Here is a 17679-nt window from a genome sequence, read left to right as displayed (position 1 = left end):
TTCAACAATCAATGCAACCCATCCTGGCAGACCCGCCGTTTGCCGCTACATCCTCCCGGAAAACATCGTTGCGGCAAACTGCTTCATCACCCGGTACGCCTGCTCCCATTGAAATAGAAGGTGTGAAGTGATGCCGTACAAATCGAGCAGCTCCTCCCTGTCGCCGCTGTGAAACACGTGCTCCAGCAAGGTCAAGTGCAGCGCTGCGGCCCACACATCGATACAGGAGGAATCCTGCCGCAGCATTTGGCGATATTGCGAAGTGCCGTAGATGAACGCCAGAAATTCATTCCAGGTTTCTTGGGCAAAGTAGCTGAGCGCAGGATGCTGCGTCTCGCTGATCTCCTGAACTCTCAGCATAATCTCATGGATCTGTGCGGGAAAATCATCGAAGGTAGGCGGAGTATCCTCCAAATCTACCACTGTCTCCTCGTTCAGCTTGTATAAGGTCACGCTGCCCGTGGCTCCACGTCTCTGCAAGGTTTGAAGCGCCTTAAACTGAAGCATTGGATGTAAATTCGGACGGGTAGCCCATTCTTCCAGCACGTCGTTAACACGGGGATGCTCTACCAAGGCGAGCTGCTCCAACGCCAGCAATTGTTTGTCCACCTCGTAAGGCTGCTCCAGAGCGGCTAACAGCTTCTCCGCATATTCCTCGCCTTCCCGGCCCCTCAGCCTAAGCTGCTCGCGCAGAAGCTCCTCCTCCGTCAGCTCCTCCTGCTCGTCTTCGAGCGGAAACTGTTCCTCCGGAAACATCATCTGCAGCCAATCCAGCAGCGACTGCCATTCCCCTTGCACACGGTGGTCGTGGTGGCGGCAATTCAGCAAAAACCGAAGCAGCCGCACCGCTTCCCCGTAACGCTCCGCTTCCAGCATCCGGGTCAGCTCGTACTGGTAGTACTCGATTGTTTTGGGAAATAAGATTACATTGTCATTCACTTGTTCCGTCATGAAACCGCCTGCCTTTCCGCGGCCTTGCCATTCTTGAAAGCAGTTTACCCCATTTGGTCTGCGAAAGCAAAAAAAGCGCAGCCGGGACATTTCCCTTCTGCACCTTCTGCTGCAGCTGTCCTGTGAGACTAGCCCATCTCCATCGCAGCTTTAATCAATTGCGCCTTGATTGCCGGATTCTGATCGATAAACGCATACATCCGGTCGACAGAATTTTTATTCTTCAAATAATCCCGCTCGTTCTGGATCATTTCGTGAGACCATTTCAGGAGAGCGCTCTCCGCTGAGGTTAAGCGGTTCAAAGCCTTCTGGAGTCCTGTGTCCTCAGATAAGCGCTCCAGGGTTTCCTGATTCACCTTACCCAGCTTTTTGGTAGCAGCGAGCTTTTGTTCAAAATCCTTATTCACGCTTTCGAAGTGTTCTTTCGCTGCCTTGTATTCGCTCTGCTGCTCGGACATCAATTTTTTGTTCATACGTTTGACCACCTTTCATGTTGATCGACTGCGTTACGTACACGCTAACCTCTAAAGTACAAATGCGTATAATCCAATGGTATGAAGCAGTAAAACAGCTAAATAGATACAGGTTGTTCATGGCAAAGAATGTCGAAGGAGCTATGTATGGGAAATCTTGGACATTGTTTCGCGTATCAACCGGCCCGTCCCCTTATGGTACAACAAATCCATGAGTGGATTCAACTCCCGTACCCGGCTGAGCAAAGCCCCTATCGGTAAAGGCCGCAGAAGTCGCTTTCGCAAGAACAATAAGCCGTTCGATCTTAAGCTTCAGCCTAGTCCCTTCTCGCCTTCCTTATGGATAGAGTGGGACAAAACAACCTAATCTTATTCATAGACTTGCGAAAAATTCCCAACCGTCACATGGTAGTGTATCGCTTCTTCGACGGTTTGTCCATGGGTTCGTCATCGTTTTCGCAGGCTCATGTCAGATGGACAGACATTATTCGAGCCTAATCCGCATACCCTTTATCATCGCGCTGCCCCTAGATTACGGTGCTTGAACAACGCCGACATAAGAGAGAGGATGAAGGCTATGTGTGGAATCACGGGATGGATTGATTGGAACAAGGATCTGACGCAGTATCCGTCCATTCTCGAGTGTATGACGGATACCATGACCCCCCGCGGACCGGATGCCTCGGGTACTTGGATAACGTCACACTGCGCTCTCGGTCATCGCCGCTTGAGTGTCATGGATCCGGCCAATGGCGCCCAGCCTATGACCCGAGTAATTGGAGAGACGACATATACCGTTGTTTATAACGGTGAGCTTTATAATGCTCCCGAGCTTAAAAAGGAGCTTGAGCTGCGAGGCCACCGGTTCCAAACGACCTGCGATACGGAAGTGCTGCTGGTCGCTTACATCGAATGGGGCCGCTCCTGCGTAGACCGGTTCAACGGAATTTTCGCCTTCGGCGTCTGGAATTCGCAGGATCAGTCGCTGTACTTGGTAAGAGACCGGCTCGGCGTGAAGCCCTTGTTCTATTCGTACAGCGAGGGACGCCTCCTGTTCGGCTCGGAGCCGAAAGCGATTCTCTCCCACCCGGACTTCTCAGTCGAGGTCAGCAGGGAAGGATTAGCGGAGATCTTCGCTGTCGGTCCGGCGAGAACGCCAGGCCATGGCGTATATAGCAATCTTTCGGAGCTGAAGCCCGGCCACTGCGCGGTGATGGACCGTAACGGCTTCCGCATTCACGCCTACTGGAAGCTGGAAAGCAAGCCGCATGAGGATGACGTGGAGACGACGGCCGAGAAAATCCGCGAGCTTCTCAAGGACACCGTAGAACGTCAAATGGCCTCGGACGTGCCGATTTGTACCCTGCTGTCCGGAGGACTTGACTCCAGCGCACTTACTACGTTTGCGGCTCAATATTACAAAGAGAGAAACCTGGGCACCCTCCACACCTATTCTATTGATTACGTCGATAACGATAAGAACTTTAAAGCCAACGCGTTTCAACCGAATTCGGATGCCCCCTGGATTAAGAGAATGACAGATTTTCTCGGCACCGAGCATCATTATATGGAGTTCGATACCCCCGAGCTGGTAGATTCCTTGAAAACCGTTGTGTACGCCCGTGACCTGCCGGGTATGGCCGATGTGGACGGTTCCCTCTACCTGTTTTGCCGTGAAATCAAAAAGGACGCCACAGTGGCGATTTCCGGCGAAGCGGCCGACGAAATCTTCGGGGGCTATCCGTGGTTTCACCGGGAGGAGTCGTTGAACGCGGATACCTTCCCTTGGGCTCTGAACACCAAGGACCGGGTCGCTCTCCTCTCCCCGGAGCTGGTGGAGTGGGTGCGTCCGGAGCAATATGTGCAGGACCGCTATCGCTCCGCTTTATCCGAGGTTCCCCGCCTGGCAGGAGAAAATGCCCAGCAAAACCGCATGCGGGAAATGTCCTACCTGAATATTACCCGCTTCATGCCGACACTCCTTGATCGCAAGGACCGGATGAGTATGGCTGTCGGCCTGGAGGTACGCGTGCCGTTCTGCGATCACCGTCTGGTGGAATATGTATGGAATGTACCCTGGGAAGTGAAGTCCTCCGGCGACCGCGAGAAGGGGATTTTGCGCAAAGCTCTGAAGGGCGTGCTTCCGGAGGATGTTCTGACACGCAAAAAGAGCCCTTACCCGAAGACACACAATCCGAATTACTTAGCCGCCGTCCGTTCCTGGGTGCTGGAAATACTGGATGATCCCAGCTCACCGCTGCTGCAGTTCATTGATGTGGCCAAGATCCGCGCCCTCGCCGAGGACGCCAGCCGGTTCACGCTGCCATGGTTCGGTCAGCTGATGACAGGGCCGCAGCTGTTCGCCTACCTCGCACAGGTGGATACGTGGCTTCGCAAGTATAATGTTTCGATCAGGTAATGCTGAAGGACCGTCCTCGCAATGAGGACGGTCCTTTCGTTACATGCCGCTCGACGACTGAATCACCGGCAGCGCTTATTCCGTTTCCAGCGCCCTCCACAAGGCTTCGATAGCGCGGCCTCTGTGACTGATGGCATTTTTCTCCTCCATGGATAGCTCTGCCATCGTAAGCTGCTTGTCCGGCACATAAAAAAGCGGATCATAGCCGAAGCCCTGCGCTCCCCGCGGCTCGGAGATAATGGCCCCCTCGCACGCGCCCTGCACCTCGGCCACCGGCTGACCGGATGAATCCACGAGCGCGATGGCACAGACGAACCGCGCAGGGCTCAGGACGGTTACTCCTTCTGCCTTTGCTTCCGGCTCCCCCACTTCGGCAAGCTCCTTGAGCAGCTTGCGATTGTTAGCCTCGTCGCCTGCTCCTTCTCCAGCATAGCGGGCGGAATATACACCTGGCGCACCGTCCAAGCGGTCAACGCACAGCCCGGAATCGTCCGCAACAACAGGAATATGCAAACACTGAGCGATGGCCCGCGCTTTAATCAGCGCATTCGCAGCGAAGGTATCCCCGTCCTCTACGATATCCGGGAGCCCGTCATAATCCAACAAACTCCGGACCCGGATTCCCTTGTCGGCGAATATCGCTTCGAATTCCTTCACCTTGCCCGCATTGCGGGTTGCAATGACGACCTCAGTGCCTAGCCGCAGCATGCGCCGTCCCCCGAATCTTCTGTCCGATCAGTCCGAGCACCGCTTCCTGCTCCCGAATCATCGATTGGATCCCGCCTTCGGCAAGCGCGAGCAGCTCGTCCAGCTCCTGTCTCGTGAAAGGTGAATCTTCCCCGGTGCCCTGCACCTCAACAAATTTGCCGTCTCCTGTCATAACAACGTTCATATCCACCTTGGCTTTGGAATCCTCCACATAATCCAAGTCGAGACAAGCCTTGTTATCGACCACGCCGACGCTGACCGACCCAAGGAAATCCGTAATCGGAAACCTCGGCAGATTGCGTTCTCTTGCTATTTTATCGATGGCAAAGGCCATAGCTACGAAAGCACCTGTAATTGACGTCGTCCGTGTGCCGCCATCCGCTTGAATGACATCGCAGTCCAGAGTGATGGATCGCTCGCCTAAGGCATCAAGCTGGACAACCGACCGGAGCGCCCGTCCGATCAAGCGTTGAATCTCCATCGTCCTTCCGCCAAGCTTACCCTTGGCTGCTTCGCGTTGATTGCGGACAGCGGTCGCTCTAGGCAGCATCGAATACTCGGCCGTTACCCAGCCCTTCCCCTGGCCCTTCATGAACGGCGGCACCTTTTCTTCCACCGTAGCGGTACATATGACCTTTGTCTCCCCTACCTCGATCAATACGGACCCTTCCGCATGCTTACTATAATGGGGAGTAATCTTAACAGGCCTTGTTTGATTCTCCGCTCTTCCATCGTGTCTCATCGGTTATCTCCGTCCTCCTTTTGCGTTACCGATTCATTGTACCAAAGCCATTCAGGAAAATCACGCCAATCCGCATAATTCCATCCGAGGTATGGCACAGAAGTTAAAATTCCCAGAGAATTTTATGCTTTCTTACCATCTATTAGTATACCCTGAATAGGTAAGAAATGTTTCAATTTAGGCCCTAGGCCTTTCCGGGATGCGCGACCCAGATTGCGTTTAAAAAAACGGCTCCCCGATACCTTGATCCCAATAAAGCTCGAACCGGATCGAAGGAGGGGGAGCCGTCGTATCGCTTAAAGTTTCATTTGATTGACCGTAGAAGGACGGCTGACCGGCTTCGCGTAGCTTTGATTGTCCGTCGAGCTTACCTTGGCTTCGCCGTTGACGAGAATCTGCACTTTCGTAGAAGCTCCCGCGTTTTCTGTCAAGGACAGCACGACGGATTTCATCGCTTCGGCCGGAGCCTTCTTGTCCGGTCCAAGCACTTTATCCGAGAAATTGACGGTGATCACGTCGTTTTCCTTGCCTACCTTGATCAACTCCGCCCCCGGCGCCATGACGGCCGCCAAACCTTTCGCTTGATCCGGGCCTTGAATCAGCTGCTCAACGACCGTTTGGGCAACATTATCCGTACGCTTCACCATTCGGGTAACCGGTACGTAGTATTTGAACTCCTCCTGGTTTTGGCTCAGGAAATACAGCGTAACAGCCGTTGCTTGACCGTATTCTACGCCCTCCTGCTTCTCCAGGTTAATGCCCATCGCGCGGCTTGTCGGCTCATCCAGCGGTGTTCCGCCAACCGGCATTTCCGACAGGCGTTTCCCCTCCACGCGGAACTCTACCTTCTCCACCGTCGGGAAGCTGGTTAAGGTCCATGTTACGGCCTCAAGCATTTTACGCTCATCCTGCAGGTTGTAGTCCGTGAACTCCTTCGAGAAATCGACGATTGCCAGCTTGTCTTTAATATTCATGTCCTTAATCTTCGTTCCTTTAGGAAGTGCGCTGGTAAACCCGGCCGGCAGCTTCCCTTGCGAAGGACCGCCCTCCACCAGATATTCCAGTGCCTTCTTGGCTACGCTCTCCGACTTCTCCACTTGCAATGCGATCGGGGCAAGCAGCCCTTTCTCGTCCTTGGCAAATACGGTGATCTGCATCGGATTCGTAATAGGAGCACTTACCGTCTTTACCGCGCCCGCTTCTGCCGCACCTGTCGGCGGAGGATCAATTTGCTGGGATTGTTCCTTCTTGTCTAATACCGAGCAGCCCGAGGCCAGCATGACCACAATGCTCGTTACCGCTGCCAATCGTGTCCATTTTTGTTGTTTCATCTTGATTCCTCCTCTGAGTTATGCGGAGCAAAGCTTGCTTTGTAAGCATCCGCCTTGTTGGGGTGTTGTCCGTTTTACTCCTATGTATACAAGCAGGTAACCCCGTTTATGACAACAATTTGTCCTACTCCAAGGATAAGCCGTAACTATTTTTGTGAAGTTTCACCCAAAACAAGGTTCAATGGGTACTTGCTGTAGATAATCCAGGCGGTGTGGTGATATAATAAAGTTGTCTTTTTTCCAAAAAGAGGTGATTTTCATGGATCAATCTCACCCTCGGCCGCCATCGGATGATTTGTTTCGCTTGCTGGTGGAGACCTCGACCGATTTTATACACGTAATGGATTCGAACGGCCGGATCAGCTATGTTTCCCCCTCACTGCCCACCTTCTTCCGAAGGACGGCGGAAGCTTACACAGGAACCGCATGGATCGATTGGGTTCATGAAAATGACCGCCCCGTCCTGGAGCAATCCGTACTCAGATTACTACGCAACGGACAGCCCTTCACACAAGAATACAGGCTGCCACTGTCTGATGGAACTTACCTTTGGTTAGAAGGCAAAGGGACCGTGCTTCCTTCCGGCGACCCCCAAGCTTATGCCGCTATCTACTCGCGGGATATTTCCAGATTAAAGCAGCACGAGGAGCAGCTCACGAAGCTCGCGTATTACGATGCGCTCACAGGGCTGCCGAATCGCCGGCTGTTTCAGGATCGATATTCCCAGCTTTTGCTATCATCCAAGCGTTATGGCCACCGGCTCGGCATCTTGTATTTGGATCTGGACGATTTTAAGCAAATCAATGACCGATACGGGCACAGCTATGGGGATGAATTTTTGAGGCTGGTGGCAGCCAGACTGCACCATTCCATCAGGGACCCGGATACGGTTTGCCGCGTAGGCGGGGATGAATTCGTCATGCTGCTTCAGCGCTTTGAGACGAAGGAGGATCTCGGCAGGATTGCAGTACGTGTCATCGAAGCGCTGAATCACCCGTTTGAGCTGAACGGCTACACCATACGCGTCACCTGCAGCATCGGCGGAGCCAGCTTTCCCGAGGATGCCACGGACGGCGAGCAGCTGCTCCGGCGTGCCGACAATGCCATGTATGAGGCCAAGAAGATTGGAAAAAATAATTACTTCCTCTATTCCCATGGGGACAGCTGATAAATGCAAAGAGCCCGGTACGCTGCGAAGGCGGGTACCAGGCTCTTTTTTGTTTGGGCTTACTTAAGAGGCTTGCTGTATTGAGGCGTATTGTTGTGAGCCAGCCGGCCGCAGGCGGCAGCGACGATCCCGCAGACGATGTCGTCCATGTAGGTGTTGCATTTGCCCTCGGAATGATCGGAATCCAGCTCGCCGATAATTCCCAGCTTCTCCTTGTCAAGATAGCCGAAGTTCGTGAGCGCAATCGTCCCGTACATTAAAGGAATGGCCGTAGCCACCGACTCATCCACGCCGAACAAGCCTTCGTCATTGCCGACAATATGGCTGTATTGTTCATTCAGCAGCCCCTTCTCCACGGCCTCGTCCATCTTGACGGCAAGCTGAATCGCATGATAGGTTTGCTGCTTGCGAAGCACAGCCAATATATTTTCCACGCACAGCTGACGATCCAGGGTCGGATTATACGGGCGCTGCAGACCGTCCAGCAGCTCAACCAGACTGTCCAGAGGGATGCCTCGGGATGCGAGCAGCTCCACATTTTTGTCTGCATAATTCATTGTAACCTTATCAGAAATTACCACGCTGGCCGTGGAGGCAACGATCGCGCAAATCCCCTTCGACAGAAACCCTTTGGGACGCTTGCTCGGAAAGAAGAACCGGAACTTGCAGTCAATAAATCCGAATAAGGAGGTAGCCCCGCTCCCGTATAGGTTGCATATGGACAGCGCAATCGTGCGATGCACGTTATAGGAAGGGTCCTTCATGCTTGCTAAAAGCTCGGCATCGTGCTTCACCCTTTTGTCCAGCTCGAGGAGCGTCGAGATCACGTTATAGGTCTCCGTCTTGCTCAGTACGCCAAGAAGCGTTTCGGTAATCAGCTCGTCCGGAATTTTCTTGATCCCCTTCACTTCTACCAGAAGCCGGGTGACCGCATTCTCAATCGCTGCTTGCGGATACTGCTTGAATATTTCCTCCCGCATTTCCTGAAAAATAAGCGCTTTTTCCCTCAAGAACGTCTTCATCGGCTTCACCTGCCTTACTATGTAAGATGGTTGTATTATACCATAATGTAGGAAAAGAGACCCATCGGCAAACGAATGGGCCTCCAGGGTGCTTCGTTTATTTCAACGGTGCAATGGTTTCCGCAATGGCCTGCAGATCCGCTTGAGTTAAGCCTTTGGCGGAGCTGAGCGCAATGTTCGTATCCCCTTGCTTCAAGTAAAGCGTCGGCTGCCCGTTCGGCGTGTGCCATGTCGCCTTGCCGTTCTTCAGCTGCACGGGAGTTCCTTTGTCGCCTTCCGGCTCCAAAGCTTTGGTCGAAAGAGTCACTTGCATCTTGTAATAGGTGACTACGAGATGCCCATCACCTGTAGTCCCCATCTGATCGATCTTATCATCCATTGCACCCTGCTGGGGAAGATAGATGGTTTTGAGATTCACGAGCTTCGCGATTTCCGTCAAGCTTTGCTTATCCACATCCTGATATGTGATCGGCGTAAGCTTAACCGGTGCCGCCGGTTGAGCCGGCTGGGCAGGCTGGGCTTGTCCCGTACCCGGCTGCGTCGTACCCGTACCGCCCGGCTGGGCAGCCTGGCCAGGGGGTGTCGTTTGCCCCGGCGTCTCCGCAGGTGTGGATGCTTTGGGCGGAGTCCCTTCCGCCGCCTCCGGCGCCTTGTTCGATTGGCAGCCGCTAATCACTGCAGCAAGGGCGATGGCCAATAATGTATGCTGCAAAAGCTTGCTTCGTGTAGTCATTTCCCTATACCTCCTTGATAAGTTGTCGCCACTTCGACTTCGATCGGAGCCTTAGCGTATACCTCACGCCAGCGCTCGTCCGACCAATAACCGCGATGCTGTCTTCGCATGGAATCGCCTAAGCGCAGAGGGTCGGCCTGCTTGTCCTGCAGCCAGCCGAGCAAGTGCTGCACCTCCTGACGAAGCGCCTGCACCGGAACCTCTTGGCCGGAGGACGTAATGTGCAGCCGGATTCGCAGCTTAGGCTGCTGAAGATCCCCGTTGCTGCTGATCGTAGATTGACACGAGACGGATTCCAGCTTACCGGGATGCGAGGGCAGCGTCAGCTCTGGCAGCTTGCGAGCGCCCTGGAGGCAAGCAAGCAGCTGTGTCTCGGACGGAGTCAGAAGCCCGACCCGTTGTTGTTTCTTAAACACAAGAGCCTGTACTGAAACCCCTTGGCCGCTGGAACTTTGCTCCAAAAATGGGAGAACGACATCCGCCTCATGAGAGATCCGTCCGTCGACCGACCACGTTGTATAATCCGCCAGGCCAAGCTGTTGAACGCTTTGAAACCCGAGGTCTGCCGTTTCCCTGCGGTTCAAATACTGCTCTGCGGTCCCTCCGACAACAGCTACCTGCGGCGCCCTTCCGCGGTTCACGCCGATGCGGTGCAGCTGGCTTGCCCATACGGAGGAGAAGCCATGCCGCTCCACCCAGGCTTGCCCGATCACGATCCAGTCGGGCGCTTGCTTGCGCTCCCAAGGCCACGCGGCATCCTGCAGTGAGGTGAAGGTCTGCGAGCGATACGAGGGCTCCTGCAGCAGCTGTACCTGGCCTGGCCGCTCAGCCTGGTAGGTCGTTACCCGGATACCGCCGTTCGCTTCATCGATTCCCGCTGCGGTAAACGCCGGTGCCTCCGCCGTTCGCATACGGGGACCCTCCCATTCCGCACACCCGCTCGCCAGTGCTACAGAGAGCGTAACGGCGGCAAAAAGACGGACGCTTCGGCTTCTAAGCACCAACCTTCCCCCCTTCCGGTTACACATGGTAATCCTATCATCCCATGTACTATTTCCCATTTATGCGAAAAATATGCAAAGTAAGGTTGAAGGTGCTAAAGGCGTTGAAGCTGCGGAGCAAGCGCCGCGCATGGGGACGTTTGTAAAGTATGCGGCTGCGGAATTGCAGCCAGCTGAAGGCAGATGTAGTTCGTTCTCGATTATGGCAAAGTGATATGTGTGTGAATTACATGAGCCGGCATGGAAAGCGGTTGTAGCGTGAATGCAGAAAATCGCTATTTCGCCGTGGGAGCCGTATCAAGGCATCCTATCGTGAAATAGCGACTTCACATTCGCCTAACGATTAGTCCGTTCCTGCAATAAACCGCGCCTGGCCCTCTGCCTCCGTCTCGCGGACTTGTCCCGCCTCGCGCAGCCAGATGAGGTGCGCGAGCGTCTCCGCCAGCGCGAAGCGCAGCTGGTGCAGGCTTAACCGGTCGCCGAACGTGTCCCGGCATACCTGATAGGCGCTCTTCGCCTCGGCGAGCTGCGCCTTCATCAGGCCGAGACGCTCCTCGTGATGGCGGACCAGCTCGCGCGCCCGTGCGGCGAAATGACTGAACGGCTCACGGTGCCCCGGGAATGCCAGCGCGACATCGAGCCGGCTCACCTGCTCCAGGCTGGCCATATAGCTGGCCAGCGGGTTCTCGTCGATACCGCCCGGCAGGTAGCTGACGTTGGGCGATATTTGCGGCAGCACATGGTCGCCGCAGAAGAGCTTCCTCGAGTCCGCTGCGTAGAACATGAGATGCCCCGCCGCATGGCCGGGCGTCTCGATCGCCACGTACGGCGCGCCGCCGAGCCGTACCGTCTCGCCTGCCTGGACGAGCGTCACCTGCGGCTGCGGAGACACGGACGGCACGAAGCCGTCCATGTGCTCCCGCAGCTGCGGAGCGAGCTCCGCCGGCAGGCCGTGCCTTTGGAACAGCGCGAGCAGCTGTTCCGTCATGGGCTGCCCGTCTCCCCAGAGGAGACGGGCTTGCTTCAGCCCCGTCCCCGACAGGAGGACGGGTGCGCCGCCCGAGCGCTGCTGGAACCACCCTGCCAGACCGTAATGGTCGGGATGGTGGTGGGTCAGCACGATGCGCTCGATGTCCGTGAAGGCGACGCCGAGCTCCGACAGCGCCGCCTCCCAGTGCTGCTCCGCCTCCGCCGTCCGGAGCCCCGGGTCAATCAGCGTAAAGCCTTCGGGGGCCTCAAGCAAATAGCTATTTACCCATCGCAGCGGGAACGGAAGAGGCACCTTGACCTGCACGACATCCTCATGCCTGACCCACGTTCCGGGACCGGTTAGCTTCACTCCGCCTGCCATCACGCTTGCCCCTTTCGACCGACGAAGATCATCCGTTTGGACGTCGCAGCATCATAAGAAGAAGCGTCATACCCGCCATAAAGCTGCTCTACCTGAAGCCCCGCCCTCTCGAGCATTGCAAGAAAGGCCTTGCTGTCATACAGCTTCACCTGCTCCTCATAGGTACGCAATTCTCCCGTCTCCTGATCTTTGATTTCAATCGTCTTGCGGACGAAGCCATCCTCGATCCGGCGCATCTCCTTGATGGCCAGATCTGCATCGGTGCGCTCCGATAACGGGACCAGGGTACGCTTGACCTCATCCGGGTTTAAATAATCAATAATAAACCGGCCGGCCGGCCCCAACAAACGGTGAATTTCACCCAGCACTTTTTCGTTTTGGGCATCCTCGTCGAAATAGCCGAAGGACGTAAACAGATTAACGACCGCATCGAACGATTCGTCCAGCGGGACAGCGCGCATATCCCCCTGCAGCCAGCGCACCTCGCCGCCCGCGTCGAGCCGCTTTGCTTCCTCCAGAAGCACCCCGGACAGATCGACGCCGGTAACCCGGAAGCCGAAATCTCTCAAGGCCATCGAATGCCGGCCCATGCCGCAGCACAGATCGAGTACCTCGGAGCCCTCCGGCAGCTCCAGCCATTCCATCATCTTGCGGACCTCATCGTACGCCCCCTGCAAATCCCTATGCTTATATACAATCATATAATCGCTTCCGAAGCTTTTCGTAAACCAATCACTCATCCGGCTCACCTTCTTGTCCATTGATAGTACAGCTGGTTTTTCTAAGAAAATTACCATTCCCTATTTTACCAGAATTCGAGCAGCGAGTATAATGAGGAGGATTGACTTACATCTCCAATCGTCGGAGGAGCTTATGGAACACATGCAAATAGAGGAGCGAATTGCCGGACGCAAGCATAAAGAAATTTACGAGCTCATTCGCAAGCAGGGCGCCGTATCCAAAATCGATCTGCTTGAGCAAAGCGGTCTCACGGGCAGCACACTCACTAGAACGCTGGATGAATTGGTGGAGCAGGGGCTGATTCTGGAGGCGGGCTTCGGCGATTCTACCGGCGGCCGCAGGCCGATTCTGTACGAGACGAACCCTTATTACGGCTACGTGTTCGGTCTCGATATATCCCGGCTTTATTCCAAACTGATCTTATGCGACCTTCATATGAATAAAATCGACTCCCGCCGCTTCCCGATGACAGATGCGTCGACCCCTGAGGTTCTGCTCAAGGACATCATCGCTTCCGTTCAGGACATGCTGAGCACGCATCACATCCCGGCCCGCGCCGTCATCGGCATGGGTATCGGCGCGGTCGGTCCGCTCGACCGCTTCAACGGGACGATCCTTGAGCCGCTTCATTTCCCGGCGCCCGGCTGGCGTAATATCCCGATTACTCTGTATTTGAGGGATGCCCTGGGCTTTCCAGTCCTTCTGGATAACGGAGCGAACACGGCCATCATCGGCGAATCCTGGATGGACCGCAATCGGGACTACCGCCATCTTCTGTATGTCCACACCGGGGTAGGGCTTCGTTCCTCCATGATGTCGGATGGCAAAATCGTCTACGGCGCCGTCGACATGGAAGGCTCCATCGGGCAGATGATCATCCAGACGGACGGTCAGCGACTATGGGGCGAGGGCAATTACGGCGCTTTGGAATCGTACGCCTCGATCCATGCACTGGAGCTGCAGGCCCAGTCCCGCGTGAAGCAGGGACGGGATACGCTGCTGCGCAGGCTGGAGCCCCAGCCGGAGAGGCTCAGCTTTTCGCATCTGCAGCAAGCGCTCCAGGCGAACGACCCGTTAACCGTCGAGCTGTTCACCCAAGCCGCCACCTATTTCGGTATCGGCTTATCCAACCTGCTCAACATCCTTCATCCGGAGAAGGTCATTCTCGGCGGCTCGCTTGTCTCCAGCCATCCGAGCTTCTTCCATACGGCCACCCGGGTAGCCATTCAAAATACGTACCACTACCCCACCTACCAGGTGGTGTTCAGCCAAGGCGCGTTAGGCGACGAGGCGCTGGTGACCGGTGCGGCGGTCATGGTGATTAACAAGCTGCATGCCACCTCTTAACGCAACAAGGGTCTTTCTTTGATGGGCACATTTCTGCGAAAGCGCAGTTAGGGTCATAAATTTCTGCGCTTTTGCAGCTTTGCGTCCCTTGCTCGACACATTAAGGCACGAAAATAGTAAAAGCCACCCATTCCGGCCATAAAGGCTCAGGAATGGGTGGCTTTTGCTTTGCTTATGCTGTAGCTTCGTCCTCTACCGGATCGCCGTGCAGCTCCTGGAAGAGCTGAACCAGCTTGCCGTGCTTGCGAAGCGATTTTTCATGAATCAGGTTCAGCTTGCCGTTATCCAGCACACCGAAGCGCTCGATCAGGTGCTCATTCTCATGCGACCAGTCGAAGTTCTCGAAGATGCTCATGCAGCTGTTCCAGTTCTTCACATACTTGCCGTCCGCGAACAGGTGACGATGCGCATAAAGCGCAATGCTCTCCTGCATCGCCCGCGCCGAGGAGCTGTACTGCGGAAGTCCCGGCTGCTCCGGCATGAGCGGAAGCAGCGTCGTATAGAATTGATGCAGAATTTCGATGTAGGTCGAAGGATCCTGCTTGATTTTGCGTGCCAGCTCGTAGGATGGCTGCATCTTGCCGGTAAACAGCATCGTAGCCGTTGTGTACAGCCAGCTGAACGAAGTGAAGTTCTTATTGTATGCCGTCAGATTCGCACGGCGCTCGACGCCGGCGGACTTCAGGAAGACATTGTGGTCGACCACCTGCTGGATGACCAGGTTAAGCGGATCGATGGAATCGAACGAATGGCCTAGCTCCTTGCTTACAAGCTGCACCTTGGAGTTGATGTCGCCGAAGAGCTGCTTCTCCTCTTCCTCGCTGAGACCGATGTAGATCTGTACCGCCAGCTCACTCTCCATCAGCTCCAAGCGACGGCGCTCCAGGGCCACCAATTGCCCTTCGAATTGCTCCAGCTCCTGCGCTACCTCGGCATTGTCGGGAGACTTGCGCACCTTGATTTTGAAGGCGGCAATCTTCTTCTCCAGACTGCGCACCTCCTTGAGCATTTGCTCGTTCACATAGCCAAGCGCCAGAATCCGGTGCTGTCCGTCAAGAATGCTCAGCTTCGAGCCGGGACGCAGGAACAAGCCGTTGTCCGCCTTCGCCAGCGAGCTGACATCACGAAGGCTCAAAGTGACAGGACCGAAGAAGATGCGGTCGATCTCGCGCTCCTGCAAATAATTGGCGATTTTGCGGCGCTGGCCGTTGCTCAGCTTCCGCTGCACCATCGGGTCGATCATTGTATAGTTCAGCAAATCCTGAACTTGAATCGGCACCGTTGCCAGGCCGAATTTATCGCAAAACGGGTGAATCGTCATTTTCAGGCAAAGTCCGTCCATTAGCCTACGTCCTCCTTGTCACGGATGAGAAATACGTGATGCTCCTCGAAAAAGTCCTTCACAAACTGATATGCCTTCATGATGCGGGAGCGTCGTGGCAGACGATCCTTCTCATCTCCGGTATAGATCGCACTCCAATCGATGTGCGGTAAAATTTTGACGCAGTAATCCAGCGCGTACTTGTTGAAGGTGCCGGTCTTCGTCACCTCGTCGTGGAAGAACATCGCGAGCGCAATCTGCAGGTTCTCCGACCAGCAAAGCTCGCCCTTCTCCGGCTCCGGAAGATAATTCAGCAAGCTCTCGAAATAGATCGAGGCCAGCTTCAAATGCTCATCCAAATCCTTCTCCTCAAAATAGTACCCGTTCCCGCGGGCCGCCGACTTCAGACGTCCCTCGAACAGACCGATCATGATCTCGATCAGCAAATGGTAGGAGAATAAATACTCGGGTCCTTTGCCCCGCTCGGTGAACATGTCGACCGGAATTTGCTTCATCACCGGCGCTTCTTCAACCAGGCGTGAAGCCAGGACATGGTAGAAACGGCGCTGCTCGCGAAGCACGGCCAGGTTGCCGCCGATTTTGCGCGGAAGCTTGTTGATATCGGAGAACAGCTGGCGTTCCTGTCTAGCGTTGATGTCAAGATAAATCATGACGGATACCGGGAAAGCGTACAGCTTGCGAAGCTTCTCCGTAATTTCTTCCATCCGGTCGTATTCTCTCCGGTCCTTGGCCCGGGCCATCGCGCTTTGCAGCGTTTCCATCAGACGGCGGAAGGCGGCCAGACGGTGCTGCCCGTCAACGCAGTACAGCTTCTCGATCGCCTGAAGGCGATATACGCCGGACTGTTCGTCATATTCCCCTGCTCCGCGGGCGGAAAGAATAATGCCTGGGAAGTAAATCCCCTGCTGGTGATCCAAATACAGCATAATGTAATCCATCAGCTTGGACAGATTCTGCGGAACAATGGAACGCTGTACTTCTAAGTCTACTTCGTAAATGGAAAATAGCTTGCTCATCGGCAGCGTCGTTGAAAGCGTTGTCTGGCCGAAGGTACGCGAAACAACCCCGGGAATTTCCACGAAGGAAGACGCCTTTTGCTCTGCGATCAGTTCCGACAGAGACGAAATTGGATCCATAATGTGAATTCCTCCTAAAATATATATCGTTTGATTACCCTTCCCTGTTAAAGCAACTGCAAGAATTTACTAGAATAGGTTCATATAGCTCCATTATACACCGATTCGAACGGAAACATTCAGCTTTATTCAAGAAATATGATGGTTTTCGCTTAATTTATTACGAATTTCGCTTGATGGTTTCCGAATCACGGTGTTTCCCGTTACATATTCGCCTTGAATGCGAATATGTTCGTAAGGACGCTGCGGATTGGCGATCCTCCAAAGCATCCGATCGGCGGCACGGTACCCGGTTTCGCGTATAAGCAGCGCCGGACGGTCCAGCAGGGGCAGGCAATCGGATTGTTCATTCACAAAGCCGATAAGAGAGCATTCATCCGGCACCTTGGCAAAGGCTTGTATCCGGTAATACACAGGAGCAACCTCTTCGTCGATCCCGCAAATGACAGCCGTTGGCCTCCGCTTCAGCCATTGCCGCTCGAATTGCTCCAGCCATGGGGATCCAGCACCCCTCACATGAACGGCATGCTCCTCCTTCTTCACGGTCAGCCGATGCTCCTTCATCGCCTCCTGAAAGGCCTGCCACCGAAGCACGTAGCCGCGCTGGGAAAGGATGTCGCCGCAGTACAGGATGTTCCTGTGGCCTGCCTTCACCAGCTCCCGGACCGCGAGATACATCGCCTCATACACATCCCACACGACACTGTCCACCTTTGCACCGGGAGGGGGAAAGTTCAACAGGATGCGGGGAAGCGGCAGAGCCAGAAGCCTCTCCTCCATCTGATCGGGCGTAATTCGCGGTGCGATGAAAATGCCGTCGCAATAAAGCACACCGTGCTCCTCCAGCCACTCCTCATAGTCCGCCGCTTTCAGCTTCGCGGGCAGCAGAAGCGTATCGATGCGATGCCCGAATTCGGCGAACCGCTCATGCAAGCCCTGCAGCAGCAGCCGGTTGAAGGCAACCGATTGCTCGCTGAGCACCAACAGAAACCTGCGCTGATATAACGGATAAGGCGAGATTCTGTCGCTCTCCAGCTGGCGGAGCTGTTCCTTGGTTCGGTAGCCGAGGCGCGAGGCCGTCTGCAGGATCAGCTGCCGGGTTTCCTCCGACATCCCCGAATGTCCGCGCAGCGCCTTGGACACGGTTTGGATCGTTAAGCCCAGCTCTTCCGCCAAGTGCTGTAACGTAACCGACTTCCTTCTAGGCATGGCGT

The 17679-nt window shown here is 55.0% G+C and carries 16 protein-coding genes; 3 read left to right on the top strand and 13 right to left on the bottom strand.

Annotated features, from left to right (window positions below):
• Positions 1-45: 45 nt before the first annotated feature.
• The gene (locus QMO62_RS00405) at positions 46-951 is read right to left on the bottom strand and encodes a hypothetical protein (protein WP_284637827.1); all 906 of its coding nucleotides are present in this window, start codon (positions 949-951) and stop codon (positions 46-48) included.
• Between the two features lie 128 nt (positions 952-1079).
• Complete coding sequence (locus QMO62_RS00400; RefSeq protein ID WP_284637825.1) at positions 1080-1424, bottom strand: hypothetical protein; 345 nt, start codon at positions 1422-1424, stop codon at positions 1080-1082.
• A 577-nt stretch (positions 1425-2001) separates the two neighbouring features.
• Between QMO62_RS00400 and asnB the strand changes: the two genes are divergently transcribed.
• Positions 2002-3843 carry an asparagine synthase (glutamine-hydrolyzing) gene (gene asnB / locus QMO62_RS00395; RefSeq protein ID WP_284637823.1) on the top strand — a complete coding sequence of 614 codons (1842 nt, stop codon included), beginning with the start codon at positions 2002-2004 and terminating at the stop codon, positions 3841-3843.
• A gap of 75 nt (positions 3844-3918) precedes the next feature.
• On the opposite strand, the gene QMO62_RS00390 is transcribed toward asnB, so the two are convergent.
• From QMO62_RS00390 to QMO62_RS00380, 3 genes are all read right to left on the bottom strand, one after another.
• Complete coding sequence (locus QMO62_RS00390; RefSeq protein ID WP_284637820.1) at positions 3919-4551, bottom strand: XTP/dITP diphosphatase; 633 nt, start codon at positions 4549-4551, stop codon at positions 3919-3921.
• Positions 4532-5293 (bottom strand): ribonuclease PH, encoded by a 762-nt coding sequence (rph, locus tag QMO62_RS00385; RefSeq protein WP_284637818.1) that lies wholly within the window; start codon positions 5291-5293, stop codon positions 4532-4534. The genes QMO62_RS00390 and rph overlap by 20 nt, the downstream gene beginning before the upstream one ends.
• Positions 5294-5589: 296 nt before the next feature.
• On the bottom strand, positions 5590-6624 hold the full coding sequence (locus QMO62_RS00380; RefSeq protein ID WP_284637816.1) for a GerMN domain-containing protein: 1035 nt from the start codon (positions 6622-6624) through the stop codon (positions 5590-5592).
• Between the two features lie 259 nt (positions 6625-6883).
• On the opposite strand from QMO62_RS00380, the gene QMO62_RS00375 reads away from it, so the two are divergent.
• On the top strand, positions 6884-7792 hold the full coding sequence (locus QMO62_RS00375) for a sensor domain-containing diguanylate cyclase (protein ID WP_284637815.1): 909 nt from the start codon (positions 6884-6886) through the stop codon (positions 7790-7792).
• A gap of 59 nt (positions 7793-7851) precedes the next feature.
• Here the strand turns inward: QMO62_RS00375 and QMO62_RS00370 are convergent, their stop codons facing one another.
• The 5 genes from QMO62_RS00370 to QMO62_RS00350 form a co-directional block, all read right to left on the bottom strand.
• Positions 7852-8802 (bottom strand): phosphatidylglycerophosphatase A family protein, encoded by a 951-nt coding sequence (locus tag QMO62_RS00370; RefSeq protein ID WP_284637813.1) that lies wholly within the window; start codon positions 8800-8802, stop codon positions 7852-7854.
• A gap of 109 nt (positions 8803-8911) precedes the next feature.
• Positions 8912-9547: a hypothetical protein gene (locus QMO62_RS00365; RefSeq protein WP_284637811.1), complete on the bottom strand. Its 636-nt coding sequence runs from the start codon at positions 9545-9547 to the stop codon at positions 8912-8914.
• Positions 9544-10548 carry a Ger(x)C family spore germination C-terminal domain-containing protein gene (locus QMO62_RS00360; RefSeq protein ID WP_284637809.1) on the bottom strand — a complete coding sequence of 335 codons (1005 nt, stop codon included), beginning with the start codon at positions 10546-10548 and terminating at the stop codon, positions 9544-9546. The genes QMO62_RS00365 and QMO62_RS00360 overlap by 4 nt, the downstream gene beginning before the upstream one ends.
• Before the next feature lie 343 nt (positions 10549-10891).
• Positions 10892-11899: an MBL fold metallo-hydrolase gene (locus QMO62_RS00355; RefSeq protein ID WP_284637807.1), complete on the bottom strand. Its 1008-nt coding sequence runs from the start codon at positions 11897-11899 to the stop codon at positions 10892-10894.
• Complete coding sequence (locus QMO62_RS00350) at positions 11899-12639, bottom strand: class I SAM-dependent methyltransferase (protein WP_284644809.1); 741 nt, start codon at positions 12637-12639, stop codon at positions 11899-11901. The genes QMO62_RS00355 and QMO62_RS00350 overlap by 1 nt, the downstream gene beginning before the upstream one ends.
• A 133-nt stretch (positions 12640-12772) precedes the next feature.
• Between QMO62_RS00350 and QMO62_RS00345 the strand changes: the two genes are divergently transcribed.
• Entirely contained in the window at positions 12773-13987 is a 1215-nt protein-coding gene (locus QMO62_RS00345) for an ROK family transcriptional regulator (protein WP_284637805.1), read from the top strand.
• Between the two features lie 172 nt (positions 13988-14159).
• Here QMO62_RS00345 and QMO62_RS00340 read toward each other — a convergent pair whose 3' ends face one another.
• The 3 genes from QMO62_RS00340 to QMO62_RS00330 all read right to left on the bottom strand — a co-directional run bounded on the left by QMO62_RS00340 (position 14160) and on the right by QMO62_RS00330 (position 17674).
• Positions 14160-15329 (bottom strand): DNA sulfur modification protein DndB, encoded by a 1170-nt coding sequence (locus QMO62_RS00340; protein ID WP_284637803.1) that lies wholly within the window; start codon positions 15327-15329, stop codon positions 14160-14162.
• On the bottom strand, positions 15329-16465 hold the full coding sequence (locus tag QMO62_RS00335; protein ID WP_284637801.1) for a DNA sulfur modification protein DndB: 1137 nt from the start codon (positions 16463-16465) through the stop codon (positions 15329-15331). Before QMO62_RS00335 ends, QMO62_RS00340 begins: the two co-directional genes overlap by 1 nt.
• A 129-nt stretch (positions 16466-16594) precedes the next feature.
• A complete protein-coding gene (locus QMO62_RS00330) occupies positions 16595-17674 on the bottom strand; it encodes a LacI family DNA-binding transcriptional regulator (RefSeq protein ID WP_284637798.1) in 1080 nt (359 codons plus the stop codon).
• Positions 17675-17679 lie beyond the last annotated feature (5 nt).

Source organism: Paenibacillus silviterrae, from assembly GCF_030167925.1.
GTDB classification, from domain to species: Bacteria; Bacillota; Bacilli; order Paenibacillales; family NBRC-103111; genus Paenibacillus_G; species Paenibacillus_G silviterrae.
The sequence above is the reverse complement of the archived record's forward strand: the minus strand, read 5'-3'. Positions and strand labels throughout refer to the sequence as shown.